This is a genomic window from Amycolatopsis stemonae, from assembly GCF_054781455.1.
On sequence record NZ_BAAGUJ010000003.1, the window covers coordinates 566868 to 580183 of the forward strand.

The 13316-nt window shown below is 72.4% G+C and carries 12 protein-coding genes; 5 read left to right on the forward strand and 7 right to left on the reverse strand.

Features of this window, described 5'->3' with window-relative positions:
* Positions 1 to 25 precede the first annotated feature (25 nt).
* Together ACYVLJ_RS14450 and ACYVLJ_RS14455 are read left to right on the forward strand one after the other, a co-directional pair.
* The gene (locus ACYVLJ_RS14450) at positions 26 to 799 is read left to right on the forward strand and encodes an enoyl-CoA hydratase (protein WP_460438967.1); all 774 of its coding nucleotides are present in this window, start codon (positions 26 to 28) and stop codon (positions 797 to 799) included.
* Positions 800 to 1011: 212 nt separating this feature from the next.
* Entirely contained in the window at positions 1012 to 1542 is a 531-nt protein-coding gene (locus ACYVLJ_RS14455; RefSeq protein WP_451973684.1) for a GNAT family N-acetyltransferase, read from the forward strand.
* On the opposite strand, the gene ACYVLJ_RS14460 is transcribed toward ACYVLJ_RS14455, so the two are convergent.
* Both ACYVLJ_RS14460 and ACYVLJ_RS14465 read right to left on the reverse strand, forming a co-directional pair.
* The gene (locus tag ACYVLJ_RS14460; protein ID WP_460438968.1) at positions 1539 to 2675 is read right to left on the reverse strand and encodes a CaiB/BaiF CoA transferase family protein; all 1137 of its coding nucleotides are present in this window, start codon (positions 2673 to 2675) and stop codon (positions 1539 to 1541) included. The two genes, ACYVLJ_RS14455 and ACYVLJ_RS14460, sit on opposite strands and share 4 nt — an antisense overlap.
* An 11-nt stretch (positions 2676 to 2686) precedes the next feature.
* Entirely contained in the window at positions 2687 to 3838 is a 1152-nt protein-coding gene (locus tag ACYVLJ_RS14465) for an acyl-CoA dehydrogenase family protein (protein WP_460438969.1), read from the reverse strand.
* Positions 3839 to 3935: 97 nt separating this feature from the next.
* Here ACYVLJ_RS14465 and ACYVLJ_RS14470 point away from each other — a divergent pair, with 97 nt between their 5' ends.
* The 3 genes from ACYVLJ_RS14470 to ACYVLJ_RS14480 all read left to right on the forward strand — a co-directional run bounded on the left by ACYVLJ_RS14470 (position 3936) and on the right by ACYVLJ_RS14480 (position 7362).
* The gene (locus ACYVLJ_RS14470) at positions 3936 to 4553 is read left to right on the forward strand and encodes a TetR/AcrR family transcriptional regulator (protein WP_460438970.1); all 618 of its coding nucleotides are present in this window, start codon (positions 3936 to 3938) and stop codon (positions 4551 to 4553) included.
* 94 nt (positions 4554 to 4647) lie between these two features.
* Positions 4648 to 5649, forward strand: coding sequence for a hypothetical protein (locus ACYVLJ_RS14475; protein WP_460438971.1), 1002 nt, complete (start codon positions 4648 to 4650; stop codon positions 5647 to 5649).
* Positions 5650 to 5751: 102 nt separating this feature from the next.
* Complete coding sequence (locus ACYVLJ_RS14480) at positions 5752 to 7362, forward strand: succinate-semialdehyde dehydrogenase (NADP(+)) (RefSeq protein ID WP_460438972.1); 1611 nt, start codon at positions 5752 to 5754, stop codon at positions 7360 to 7362.
* 58 nt (positions 7363 to 7420) lie between these two features.
* On the opposite strand, the gene ACYVLJ_RS14485 is transcribed toward ACYVLJ_RS14480, so the two are convergent.
* The 5 genes from ACYVLJ_RS14485 to tesB form a co-directional block, all read right to left on the reverse strand.
* Positions 7421 to 10444, reverse strand: coding sequence for a helix-turn-helix transcriptional regulator (locus tag ACYVLJ_RS14485; protein WP_460438973.1), 3024 nt, complete (start codon positions 10442 to 10444; stop codon positions 7421 to 7423).
* A 61-nt stretch (positions 10445 to 10505) separates the two neighbouring features.
* Positions 10506 to 10715 (reverse strand): hypothetical protein, encoded by a 210-nt coding sequence (locus ACYVLJ_RS14490; RefSeq protein ID WP_451973698.1) that lies wholly within the window; start codon positions 10713 to 10715, stop codon positions 10506 to 10508.
* A 160-nt stretch (positions 10716 to 10875) separates the two neighbouring features.
* Positions 10876 to 11076 carry a DUF397 domain-containing protein gene (locus ACYVLJ_RS14495; RefSeq protein ID WP_451973700.1) on the reverse strand — a complete coding sequence of 67 codons (201 nt, stop codon included), beginning with the start codon at positions 11074 to 11076 and terminating at the stop codon, positions 10876 to 10878.
* 12 nt (positions 11077 to 11088) lie between these two features.
* The gene (locus ACYVLJ_RS14500) at positions 11089 to 11991 is read right to left on the reverse strand and encodes a helix-turn-helix domain-containing protein (protein ID WP_460438974.1); all 903 of its coding nucleotides are present in this window, start codon (positions 11989 to 11991) and stop codon (positions 11089 to 11091) included.
* 380 nt (positions 11992 to 12371) lie between these two features.
* Positions 12372 to 13268 carry an acyl-CoA thioesterase II gene (tesB, locus tag ACYVLJ_RS14505; RefSeq protein ID WP_451973704.1) on the reverse strand — a complete coding sequence of 299 codons (897 nt, stop codon included), beginning with the start codon at positions 13266 to 13268 and terminating at the stop codon, positions 12372 to 12374.
* Positions 13269 to 13316 lie beyond the last annotated feature (48 nt).

The window sequence follows — 13316 nt, forward strand, 5'->3', positions numbered from 1 at the left end:
CCCCGACCAACCCCCGAGGAGCACCATGAACCGGAACGTGCTGGTCGAGCGGGACGGCGTCGTGACGACGGTCACCATCGACCGGCCGGATGCCCGCAACGCCGTCGACGGGCCGACCGCGGCCGAGCTGGCTGACGCGTTCCGCGCGTTCGACGCGGACCCCGAAACCGCGGTCGCGGTGCTCACCGGATCGGGTGGCGCCTTCTGCGCGGGCGCCGACCTCAAGGCCATCGGCACCGACCGGATGAACCGGACTCACCCGGACGGGGACGGCCCGATGGGCCCGACCCGGATGCGGCTCGGCAAGCCGGTGATCGCGGCGGTCCACGGGCACGCCGTCGCGGGCGGGCTGGAGCTGGCGCTGTGGTGCGACCTGCGCGTCGCGGACGCCACGGCGGTGTTCGGCGTGTTCTGCCGCCGCTGGGGCGTGCCGCTGATCGACGGCGGAACGGTGCGGCTGCCGCGGCTGATCGGCCAGTCGCGGGCGATGGACCTGATCCTGACCGGACGGCCGGTCGAAGCCGCGGAAGCCTTCGACATCGGCTTGGCGAACCGGCTCGTCCCGGCCGGCGAAGCCGTCTCGGCGGCGCAGGAGCTGGCGCGGCAGATCGCGGCGTTCCCGCAGGTCTGCATGCGCGGCGACCGGCTCTCGGCGCTCGGCCAGTGGGGCCGCTCCGAACCGGACGCGCTGACGGCGGAGTTCGCCGCGGCGATGGACGCCGGAGTCCTGGCGGCCGAAGCGGCCGACGGCGCGGCCCGCTTCGCGGGCGGCGAAGGCCGCCACGGCACCTTCACGTGATCAAAGAGGCATCGCGCGTGATCAAGAAGGCATCACTCGTGATCAGCGGGGCATCACTCGTGATGGGAGAGGCATCGCGCTGATGCCCGCTCAATCACGCTTGATGCCTGTCCAATCACGCGTCATGCCCGCTCAGTCACCGGTGATGCCTCTAGTGAGTGGATCGGGTGGCGGCGGACGGGTTTCGGGCAAGCGGCCGATAAGGTCGGCGGATGGACGACGATGTTCCCAGAGTCGTGCTCCGGCCCGTGGCCGAGACCGATCTCGACCTCCTGGAACAGCTGACCAACGATCCCGTCGCCGCCGGGGAGCACCAGTGGTTCGGCTGGCACGATCCCGGCTACCTGCGCCGCCGGTGGCACGAAACCGGCATGCTCACCACCGAGACCGGCATGCTCGTGCCGACCCTCGACGGCCGCGTCCTCGGTCTCGTGTCGTGGCACCGCAGCCGTACCGGGCCGGCGTCCTTCTGCTGGAACATGGGCCTCGTGCTGGCCCCCGAGGCACGCGGTCACGGCCACGGCACCGAGGCCCAGCGCCTGCTCGTCGAGTACCTCTTCGCCCACACCCAGCTCAACCGGGTCGAAGCGACGACCGAAGTCGGCAACCGCGCCGAACAGCGCTCGCTCGAGAAAGCCGGCTTCACCCGCGAAGGCGTCCTTCGCGGCTTCGACTTCCGAGACGGCGAGTGGCGCGACCACGTCCTCTACTCGGTCGTGCGCTCCGACCTGGCGGAGAACTAGGCGATCGCCCCCGCCGCACGCAGGGCTCCCAGGTCCGTGACGCCCAGTTCGGCGAGCACGGCTTCGGTGTCGGATCCCTTGACGCGCGGGGCTTCCGGCGTCTCCGGCGAGGTGCGGTCGAACCGCGGCGCCGGGGCCGGCTGGACCATGCCGCCGATCTCGACGAACGTCCCGCGCGCCGCGTTGTGCGGGTGTGACGCGGCTTCGCCCGGCGCCAGCACGGGCGTCAGGCACGCGTCCGTCCCCGACGCGCGCGCGACGAGGTCGTCCCGCGTGTGTTTGCCGATCGCCGCCGCGAGGATTTCGCGAAGGCGGGGCCACTGCGTCTTGTCCACGTGCAGCGGCAGCGACTCCGGGTCCAGCTCCAGGACCTTGACCAGGTCGCCCCAGAACCGCATCTCGATCGCGCCGACGGCGACGTACTTGCCGTCCGCGGTTTCGTAGGTGTCGTAGAAGGGCGCGCCGCCGTCGAGCATGTTGTCGCCGCGCTCCCCGCCCCAGAGCCCGGCGGCGGCCATGCCGTGCAGGCTCGTGGTGAGCAGCGCCGCGCCGTCGACCATCGACGCGTCGACGACCTGGCCGCGTCCCGACGCGTTCCGTTCGTACAGCGCGGCCAGGATGCCCATCGCGAGCAGCAGCCCGCCGCCGCCGAAGTCACCGACGAGGTTGAGCGGCGGCACCGGCCGCTCGCCCGCGCGCCCGATCGGCTCGAGCGCGCCGGCGATGCCGATGTAGTTGATGTCGTGCCCGGCCGCCGTCGCGAGCGGGCCGTCCTGGCCCCAGCCGGTCATCCGGCCGTAGACCAGCCGCGGGTTGCGGGCGTGCACGACGTCGGGGCCGAGCCCGATCCGCTCGGCGACGCCCGGGCGGAACGGCTCGATGAGGACGTCGGCGGTGTCGCACAGCTTCAACACCAGCTCGACGCCTTCGGGCGTCTTGGTGTTGATGCCGACCGACCGGCGGCCGCGGGCGAGCGGGTCGGTCGGGATGCCGAGCACGTCCTCCCCCGGCGTCGCACGGTCGACGCGGACGACGTCGGCGCCGAGGTCCCCGAGGATCATCGTGGCGAACGGCCCCGGCGCGAGACCGGCGAGCTCCACCACCTTCAGGCCGCTGAGCGGACCTGCCTTCATGTTCGGTCCCTTCAGAGCGAGCGGGAGATGATTTCCTTCATGATCTCGCTGGTGCCGCCGAAGATCCGGGAGATCCGGACGTCGGCCCAGGCGCGCGCGATCGGGTACTCGGTCATGTAGCCGTAGCCGCCGAAGAGCTGCACGCAGTCGTCGATGACCTTGTTGACGCGCTCGGTGGTCCACAGTTTCGCCATGGCCGCGCCCTGGACGTCGAGCTCGCCCTTGAGGTGGCGTTCGATGCACTGGTCGAGGAACGCGCGCGACACCGCGGCTTCGGTGGCGGCCTCGGCGAGGGTGAACTTGGTGTTCTGGAAGCCGAAGAGCGGCCGCCCGAACGCCGTGCGCTCCTTCGTGTACTCGAGCGTGAGGTCGACGGCCGCCTCGAGCCCGGCCACCGCGGTGACGGCGATGATCAGCCGTTCCTGGGGCAGCTGCAGCATCAACTGGAAGAAGCCCTGGCCTTCGGCGTCGCCGAGCAGGTTGGCGGCGGGCACGCGGACGTCGTCGAAGAACAGCTCGGCGGTGTCCTGGCCCTTGAGGCCGACCTTGTCGAGCACGCGGCCGCGGCGGAAGCCCGGTGTGTCCGTCTCGACCACGACCAGCGAGACGCCCTGGGCGCCCGCGTCCGGGTCGGTCTTCACCGCGACGACGACGAGGTCGGCGTGGAAACCGTTGGTGATGAACGTCTTCGCGCCGTTGATGACGTAGTGGTCGCCGTCGCGGACCGCCCGCGTCTTGATGCCCTGCAGGTCCGAACCGGTGCCCGGCTCGGTCATCGCGATCGCGCCGACCATTTCGCCGGAGGCCATCTTGGGCAGCCACTCGCGCTTCTTCTCTTCGGAGGCGTACGCATTGAGGTAGTGCGCGACGATTCCGTTGTGGACGGTCACGCCCCACGCGCTGTCGCCGGAGCGGGCCTGCTCCTCGTAGAGGACGGCCTCGTGCGCGAAGGTGCCGCCGCCCCCGCCGTACTCCTCCGGGATGGACAGGCAGAGCAGCCCGACCTCGCCGGCCTTGTTCCACAGCTCGCGGTCGACCTTCTTCTCGGCCGCCCAGCGCTCCTGGTGCGGCACGAGCTCCTTCTGCATGAAGGACCGCGACAGCTCGCGAAGGTCTTCGAGCTCGGTCGTGCTCCACGAGCTCTTCGGCAGTTGCAGCGGCACGGGACAACCCTCCTGCTGGAAAACATGACGATCAGCATGTAAGTTCTCTCCGGAATGTACATCCGTACCGGCCTGTAGGTAAAGCAGGGAGGCCGTGGTGACCGAGACGGCGCACCGGACCCAGGCGCAGCGGCGCGAACAAACCCGCACCGCGCTGCTCGACGCCACCATCGACTGCCTGGTGGACGTCGGCTACGCGCGCACGTCGGTGCAGGAGATCTGCGCGCGGGCGGGCGTGTCGAAGGGCGCGGTGCAGCACCACTTCACCACGAAGGCCGAGCTGATGGCGGCCGCCGTCGAGCACCTGACGACGAAGCTGCGCCGCGAGCTCGCGAAGTCGCTCGACGAGCTGCCCGGCGGCGGCTCGGGCGTTGCCGCCGCCATCGACCTGCTGTGGACCGGCTACTCCGGCACGCTTTCCACCGCCGTCACCGAACTGTGGGTCGCCGCCCGCACCGACCCCGAACTGCGCGCGGCCATCCGCCCCGTCGACCGCGCGCTGGGCCGCGCCACGCTCGAGCACGTCACCCAGGTCGCCGGCGACCTGCCGCCCGAACGCGCGGAAATGCTGTTCTGGCTCACCGTGAACCTGACCCGCGGGCTCGCGCTGGACGCCGAGCTCGGCGGCGACCCGAACCGGCGGCGGCAGCTTCTCGAGGAGTGGAAGCGAATCGCCGTCCTGCTCTATCAGGACGCCACCGCTGGGCCGTCCTGAGTAGCACAGCGCGCGTCCCGCGCACCAGAGCCGCGCTGCCCCTTATCCCCCAGGCGGTTTCGTGGTCCAATCCCCCCGGAAGAGGGGAGTCTCGATGACCGCCAGCCCGTACCAGTACCCGTACGGTCCTCCCCCGGCGCAGCCGCGCCCGCCCACCGCCGATCCCGGCGCGCTCTTCCGGTTGCTGGCCGGCATCCTCGGCCTCGTCGCGGCGGCGCTGGTGGTCACCGGATCGTTCCTGCCGGAGACGTCGTTCGAGCAGGTCGTGAGCGGCAAGACCGAAAGCAAGCAGACGATCAGCGCCTGGACGCGCTCGTTCGACGTCGAACCCAGCGCCGAGGCGAAGCAGTTCTACGAGAGCACGCACGTCGCGCGCTACGGGATCCCGCTGTCGGCCGCCGCGGCCGTGCTGCTCGCCGGATCCGGGCTGGCGTTCGCGGGCGCGCGGCGTTCGGCGGGCCCCGGCGTGCGCTCGGTCGCCCGGACGGCCCTGGTGGCCGGCGGCGCCGGTGCGGCCGCGGCGGTGTGGATGCTCGGCATGGACGTCTCGGCGACCTTGAGCTACCAGTCCGACGAAGGGTCGATCAAGTCGGTCTACGCGACCGGCACGGGCTTCTGGGTGCTGCTCGGCGGCGGCGTGCTCGCGGTGCTGACGCTGGTCTTCGCGGCGCTGGCCGGACGGCGGGCGCCCGCGGCGGCACCGGCCGGACCACCGCCGGGGCCCTACCAGCAGCAGTCGCGGCCCTACCCGGTGCCGCCGCCGCAGTTCGCGGGGCCGCAGCAGCCCCATCCGGGCGGACCGCCCCGGCCGGGCGCACCGGCTTACCCGACGTCCCAACCGTTCCCCGCGCAGCCGTATCCGGCGGGGCCGCCGTCACAGCCGTTCCCGGCGCAGTCGGGCGGGCCGTCGTCGCAGCCCTTCCCGGCGCAGTCCGGTGAGGTGCCCGAGCCGTCGCAGCCCGGTGGGCTGTCCTCGCGGCTCGATGACCCGTACGGCGGCGCGACCCAGGCCCATCCGCCGCCCAGCCGGCAGGATCCGCCGTCGCCGACGGAGCCGAACTACCAGCTCCCGCCGTTGAACCCACCCAATACGTGAAACTGATTCACATCCGGCTGGACATCTGACGTACCGACGGTATGGTGTACTCGTCGGTAACCTCTGCGCGCCGTCGCGCGGACTCCGCGGAACGGAGACGTCATGACCAGCACGACCCCCGCGAACGCGGTCGAAGCCACGCCCCTGCCGGCGACCGTCGGAGGCGTCGCCGGAGCCCCGGGCTCGGCGCGGGCGGCCCAGCTCGTCGCCCGCGTGGCCGGCGGCGCCGACTCGGCGCCGATCCGCATGCACGCGCCCTTCACCGGACAGCCGATCGCGACCCTGCCCCAGGCCACCGACGCCGACGTCCGCGCGGTCTTCGCCGACGCCCGCACCGCCCAGCGCGCCTGGGCCGACCACTCCCCCGCCGAGCGCGCCCGCGTCCTCACCCGCCTGCACGACCTCGTGCTCGCCCGGCAGGACGAGGTGCTCGACCTGGTCCAGGTCGAGGCCGGCAAGGCGCGGCTCGACGCGTTCGACGAGGTCAGCGCGACCGCGCTGGTCGCGGCCTACTACGGCAAGCACGCCGCGAAGCTCCTCGCCCCGCGCCGCACCGCGGGCGTCATCCCGGGCCTGACCCGCGCCGGCGAGGTCCGGCACCCCAAGGGCGTCGTCGGGGTCATCTCGCCGTGGAACTACCCGCTGGCCCTGACCGCGATGGACGTCCTGCCCGCGCTGGCGGCCGGGAACGCCGTGGTGCAGAAGCCGGACAACCAGACCGCGCTTTCGGCGCTGTGGCTGCACGAGCTCGCCGAGGAGGCCGGGCTGCCCGCCGGGACCTGGCAGATCGTGCTCGGCCGCGGCTCGAAGATCGGCACCGCGCTGGTCGAGGAGTCGGACTACCTGTGCTTCACGGGTTCGACACCGACCGGCAAGGAGCTGGCCGGGCAGGTGGCGAAGCGGCTGACGTCGTACTCGCTGGAGCTCGGCGGCAAGAACCCGATGATCGTGCTGCCCGACGCCGACGTCGCGAAGGCCGCGACGGGCGCGGTGACCGCGTGCTTCTCCTCGGCGGGCCAGCTGTGCGTGTCGGTCGAGCGGATCTACGTCCACGAGGACATCCGCGAGGAGTTCACCCGCGCGTTCGTCGCCCGCACTGCCGCATTGAAGCTCGGCGGCGCGCTGGACTATGACGCGCAGATGGGGTCGCTGACGTCCGAAGAGCAGCTCGCCGCGGTGTCCGCGCACGTCGAGGACGCGCGGGCGAAGGGCGCGTCGGTGCTCACCGGCGGCCGGGCCCGGCCCGACCTCGGCCCGCTGTTCTACGAGCCGACGGTGCTTTCGGACGTCACCCCGGACATGGCGCCGTTCGCGGAGGAGACGTTCGGGCCGGTCGTCTCGATCTACGGCTACACCGACGTCACCGAGGCGATCGACCGCGCCAACGACACGCCGTTCGGGCTCAACGCCAGCGTCTGGTCGCGCAACGGCCGCGCGGGCTGGGAGGTCGCGGCGCGGCTGAAGGCCGGGACGGTCAACGTAAACGAGGGCTACGCGGCGACGTTCGGCAGCGTCGGCGTCCCGATGGGCGGCATGAAGGACTCCGGCGTCGGCCGCCGCAACGGCGCCGAAGGCCTGCTGAAGTACACGGAGTCCCAGTCCATCGCTTTGCAGCGCGGGCTGGCTTTGCGTCCGCCTCGCCGCGTCCCGGGCTCGTTGTGGTCCCGAGGCATGACGCTGGGCCTCAAGGCCCTCCGTCGCCTCCCTCGCTGACGTGACTGAAGGGTCGGCACGCGTGATTGAGAGGTCGACACGCGTGTCGACCTTCTGATTACGCGTGTTCGGCGGTCGGGGTGGTCAGCAGGCCGCGGTCGTAGGCGATGGCCACTGCTTCCGCGCGGCGGCTCGCGCCGAGTTTCGCCATCACGCGGGACAGGTGGACGCTCACCGTTTTTTCGCTGATGTACAGCTCTTCGCCGACCTGGCGGTTCGTGCGGCCCAGGGCCACGCGCTCGAGGACGTCGCGCTCGCGGTCGGTCAGCGGGTCGGCGACCGCGCGGACCGGAGCCAGTGGCTCGGCGCCGGCCAGCTCGATCCGGGCGCGGTGCGCCAGGTCCCGGACGGCGTCGCGCAGGGGGACCGCGCCGAGCCGGACCGCCACCGCGTGCGCCGCCTCCAGGGCGGCGCCGGCGTCGGCGTCCGCACCCAGCAGGGCTTCGGCCTCGTGCCAGCGGCAGATCGCCTGCTCGTACACGGCGCCGTAGCCGAACGCCTCGGCCGCGGCCGCCCACTTCGCCGCGTCGCCCCGGCCGGACAGGCAGGACGCCGCGGCCTCCAGCCGGGCCAGCCAGGCCCGGCCCTCGGGCCCCAGCTCGCCCGAGCGCGGCTGCCCGACGACCGAGCACATCCGGCCGTGCGACAGCATCCGCTCGCCGGCCGCCACGGCCGCGTCGACGGCGGCCTGGTCACCGCGGACCCGGGCGTCGGCGGCCAGCGCGGCCGCGGCCGACACGCCGAGCGCGGCCACCCGGATGCCCGCCAGCAGGCCGGGTTCGATCCGCTCCAGCCAGCCGATGAGGTCTTCGGCGCGCCGCACGGCCTCGGCGTGCTCGCCGCGCCAGTGGGCCAGCTCGATCCCCGCGTGCCCGGCCGACAGCGGGATCTGCATGTCCGCCGTCCAGTGCTGCCGCAGCCCGGCGATCAGCTTCGCGGCCTCGTCGAACCGGCCGCGCGCGACGACGAACAGCGACCAGATCGCCTGGATCCGCGCGGCGACCGCGCTGGACACCCCGCGCCCGGCACGCCCGGCGCTCTCGTCCGGCCAGTCGCCCATCAGGTAGCGCAGCATCAGCTGCCGCGCGCGCAGCTCGATCCCGAACGAGCTCCAGCTCAGCCCGGCTTCCTCGGCCCGGGCGACGCCGCTCGCGACGTGCTCCAGCGCCTCGGCGAACTCGGCCTGGTCGTCGTAGCTCAGCGCCAGGAAGTAGGTCGCGCGGATCTCGGTGTTCGGTCCCCCGGCCTCCCGCGCTTTCCGCTTGGCCTTGCGCAGCCATTCCCGCGCCTCCTCGGCGTTGCCCGCCGAGTCGGCCAGCGTGCCCAGGGTGACCAGCGCCGACGCCTCCGCGTTCGCCGCGCCGACGACCTGCGCGTCGGCGACCGCCGAGCGGGCGCTCTCCAGCGCCGCCTCCGGCAGGTCGAGCAGCCGCAGGAACCCGGCCCGGCTGGCCAGCACCCACGCGCGCGTGTTGCTCGGCTCGGTGTCCTTCACCAGGTCCCAGGCGCGGTCGATGGCCGCGGTCGCCTCGTCGAGGGTGCCTTCCAGGGCCAGCAACGCTTCCGCCAGCCGGCGCCACGTCTTCGCCGCGCGGTCGCTCGGCACCTCCGGTGTCAGCGACTGCGTGGCCGACCGGGCGAACGCGGCGGCGCGCTCGGGCTCGCCGGACGTGCCCGCGAAGTACGACGCCTCGTGCAGCAGGCGCAGCTCGTCGAAGCCGTCCGGGCGCTCGGCCGGCGGGACGGCGTCCCAGATGGACAGTGCCTGCTCGACGTGCCGCAGCGCCGACCCGGGCGCGCCGAGCTTCTCGGCCTCGTCCATCGCGCGCAGCAACGCCGGCAGCGCCGTGACGAGGTCGCTGCTCTGCATCGAGTGGTAGGCCAGCTTCGCGTCGTGGCCACGGCCCTGCGGCCGCGCCTGGATGCGGGCGGCGTACGCCGCGTGCGTGCGCGACCGCTCGCCCGGCAGCAGGTCGCCGTACACCGCTTCCTGCAGCAACGCGTGCCGGAACGTGTACGAGCCGTCCGAAAGCACGACGAGCACGTGGTGCTGGACGGCTTCGCGCAGTGCCTCGTCGAGCTCCAGTTCCCCCAGCCCGGAGACCTCGGCGAGCGCGGCGTGCATCACCGGCTCGTTGGCCACCGAGATGGCGCGCGCGACCCGCCGGGTGTCCGGGGACAGCCGCTCGAGCCGGGACAGCAGCACTTCGGCCAGGCCGGCGGGCAGGTCGTTGCACTCGGTCTTGGTGGCGAGCAGTTCCTCGGCGAAGAACGGGTTGCCCTCGGAGCGGCTGACGATGTCGGACACGACGTCGGCCGGCAGCGGCTCGTCGGCCAGGGCTTCGACGAACTTGCGGGCGTCGGCGGCTCCGAAGGGGTGCAGGTCGACGCGCTCGACGGTGGCCAGCCGGACCAGCTCGGACAGGAGCCCGCGCAGCGGGTGGCGCCGGTGCACGTCCTCCTCGCGGTAGCTGCCCACGACGAGCAGCCGCTGCGCCCGCAGCCGGCTGAGCAGGAAGGACAGCAGGTTGCGGGTCGACGCGTCGGCCCAGTGGAGATCCTCGAGCAGGATCACCACCGGGCGCGACTCCGCGACCTCGGTCAGCACCCCCAGTACCGCGTCGAACAGCTGCAGCTGACCGAGATCCTGCTCGGGCCGGGGACGGACCATCGTCTCCCGATCGTTCGAGGTCATCGGCGGGTGTTCGGCCGGGCGGGGCTCCTCGAGCCCCTGGCCCTGCGGCAGCAGCCGCCCGAGCGCGGGCCGGAGCCGCACCGCGGCGGCCACCGCCGGGTCCGCCGAGCTGCCCAGCGGGGCGAGCGCTTCGGCGAACGGAAGATAAGGAAGACCGCCTTCGCGGACGTCGATGCAGCGGCCGGTGAGCACCAGCCCACCACACGCGCCGACGTGCTCGCCCAGCGCGGTCAGCAGCCGGGTCTTGCCGACCCCGGCGTCCCCCGAGAGCAGCACCGCGCCGGCCTCGCCCCGTTCTGCCCGGGCGAAGGCGGCGCGGAGCCGCCGCATCTCGTGGGTACGGGCGACGAGCGGGATTCCGGAGCCGAGTCGGGGCACAAGGTGCATTGTTGCCTACCCCACCGACAGTTTCCGACCGCTTATCGCCATCGACACCATTAGCCGGCCCTCACCGGGCGGTCTTGCCGGCGCCCGCGGTCTCCCGCGCGGTCTCGCGGCGCTCCTGCGCCGGGACCTCGACGTCGGCGCGCGCGGCCCGCAGGTGGCGGATCGCGCGGCGGGCGCGGCCGGCCCAGGCGCTGCGCCCGGCCTTCCGCAGTTCCTCGGCCCGGTACGCCGCTTCGGCGCGGACCGCGTCGAGCATCAGATCGCTGTGCATCGTGTTCCCCTGTTCCCGAGTTCTCCGGTTGGTAGCACTCAGGTTCGTCCTGAGGGGGTTCCTCAGGCATCGGGTGATCACGCAGGCCTGGCCGTGAAAAGACCCCTTACTCCCGGCCGAGCCCAGCTCGACGGGGGTAAGGGGTCTTCTCCAGGGTGCCTCAGTCGTGTGCCGGGCCGCCGGGCCGCACCGCGGCCAGCAGCCCCCGCCAGCCCGACGCGGGCAGGCGGAACGCACCACCTTCGGGGTCTTTCGAGTCGCGCACCGCGGCACCGCCGTCGACGAACGCGACCTCGACGCAGTCGTTGCCGCCGCCGCTGTGGCTGCTCTTGCGCCACCGCGCCCCGGACAGATCTTCCATGGTCCCCACTCCTTACTGTGTCCTCGGTTCCAGATGGTGCACCGGAGCCGGAACGGCGGCCTGTTCGGCGAACCGTCCGGCCGCCTCGGCGATCAGCTCCACCGAGTCGTCCGGTTTCAGTGCGGCCGCGCGCAGATGGTCGAACATCAGCCCGTAGCGCCGCACGTCTGTGGGTTCCTCCAGGTACAGGCCGCTGGACGTGCTGTCGTCGACGTAGACGACGTCCGGGTCGGCCTGCTCGGGGAAGCCCATGATCAGGAAGGGACCTTCCATGCCCGGGTGCGCACCGGCCCCGAACGGGACGACCTGGATGGTCACGTTCGGCTTCTCGGCGACCGCGAGCATGCGGTAGAGCTGCTCGGCCATCACTTCGGGACCGTCGACCACCCGGCGCAGCACGGCCTCGTCCATCACGGCCCAGTACTCCGGCGGCGGGGTGTCGGACAGGAGCTCCTGGCGCGCCATCCGGGCGGCGACGCGGCGGCGGATCTCGGCGTCTTCGGCGTCCGGCCGCAGCGCCCGGATCACGGCGCGGGCGTACCGCTCGGTCTGCAGCAGGCCCGGCACGAGCAGGGCCTGGAACGCGCGCAGCGAGCTGGCGTCGGCCTCGAGCCCGACGAACGTGCCGGTGAAGACCTCGTTGTAGGCGTGCCACCAGCCGCGCTTGCGGGCTTCTCTGGCCAGCTGGACCAGGGCTTCCTGCTCGTCACCGGTGATGCCGTAGAGGGCGAGCATGTCCCGGGCGTCGCGCGGGGTGACCCCGACGTGGCCGGTTTCGATGCGGCTGACCTTGGAGGCGGAGCACTCGAGCTTCTCGCCCACCTCGTCGATCGTGAGGTCCGCGGCTTCGCGCAGTCGGCGCAGCTCGCCCGCGAGCCTCCGGCGGCGAACCGTGGGGCTCTGTCCCCTTGCCATCGCGGCACCTCCGGGTGTCGACGGCGTCTTCGCCGTTCGCTTGCTTCCTGTATCTAACCAGCCGTGCGCGGACCTGGTGGAGCATTAACACCGGGTCGATTCCCGGTGCCGGAACTGCAATTTGCAGAATGCTCTTGTATCCTCGCACCCTGCGCTGCGACCGGAGGGGGCAACACGCCGGGTGGTCCACCCGCCGTGGCCACGACCGGCCTCTGAGCAGGGTAGACGATGATCGTACGGCGTGCCGCACGGTCATTTGACGAAGGGGTCCGGGGCCGTCCCCCGATCGGTCCCGGCCCCCTTCCCCGGCCTTGGTGCCCCATTCCGGCGGTGAATATCCTGGCTATTAGTCGCCCGTAAGGGTGATTTCCCGGCAGCCTTCAGAGGACGCGCAGGAGTCCTTCTTGGACGACCGTCGCGATGAGCGTGCCGTCCTGGGCGAAGAACCGGCCCGTGGCGAGGCCGCGGGCGCCGGACGCGGTCGGCGAGGCGCTGTCGTAGAGGAACCACTCGTCGGCGCGGAAGGGCCGGTGGAACCAGAGCGCGTGGTCGAGGCTCGCGCCGAGCACCTTGTCGGTGTCCCAGTAGACGCCGTGGCGCGCGAGCACCGAGTCCAGCAGCGTCATGTCCGAGGCGTAGGTCAGCACGCAGACGTGCAGCAGCTGCTGGTCGGGCAGCTTGCCGTCGGCGCGCATCCAGACCTGGTTGCGCGCGGGGCGCTCCCCCGTCTCGCGGGTGATCCACGGCGGCTCGTTGACGTAGCGCACGTCGATCGGGCGGGGCCGGCTGTGCGCGCCGATCGCGTAGCCCTCGGCGCGTTCCATCAGCGTCGGCAGCGTTTCGGGCGCCGGGACGCCCTCGGGCATCTCTTCGGCGTGCTCGATGCCCGGCTCGTCCTTCTGGAACGACGCCGACAGCGAGAAGATCGCCTTGCCGTGCTGGATCGCGATGACCCGGCGGGTGGTGAACGAGCGGCCGTCGCGGATCCGGTCGACCTCGTAGATGATCGGCACGCTCGGGTCGCCGCCGCGGATGAAGTACGCGTGCAGCGAGTGGACCCGGCGTTCGTCGGGGACCGTGCGCCCGGCCGCGACCAGGGCCTGGCCGGCGACCTGCCCGCCGAACACCCGCACCGGCGAGTGGGCGGGCGAGACGCCGCGGAAGATGTTCTCTTCGATCTTCTCCAGGTCCAGCAGCGCGATCAGGCGGTCCAGCACCGGCTGGCCGCCACCCGGGATCTCCAGTTCGGTGGCGGCCGTCCTGGCCATTTCAGTCATGCAGGAAACCTAACAGCGGCGCGAAGCGCCTCCTTTGAGGGCGGCGGT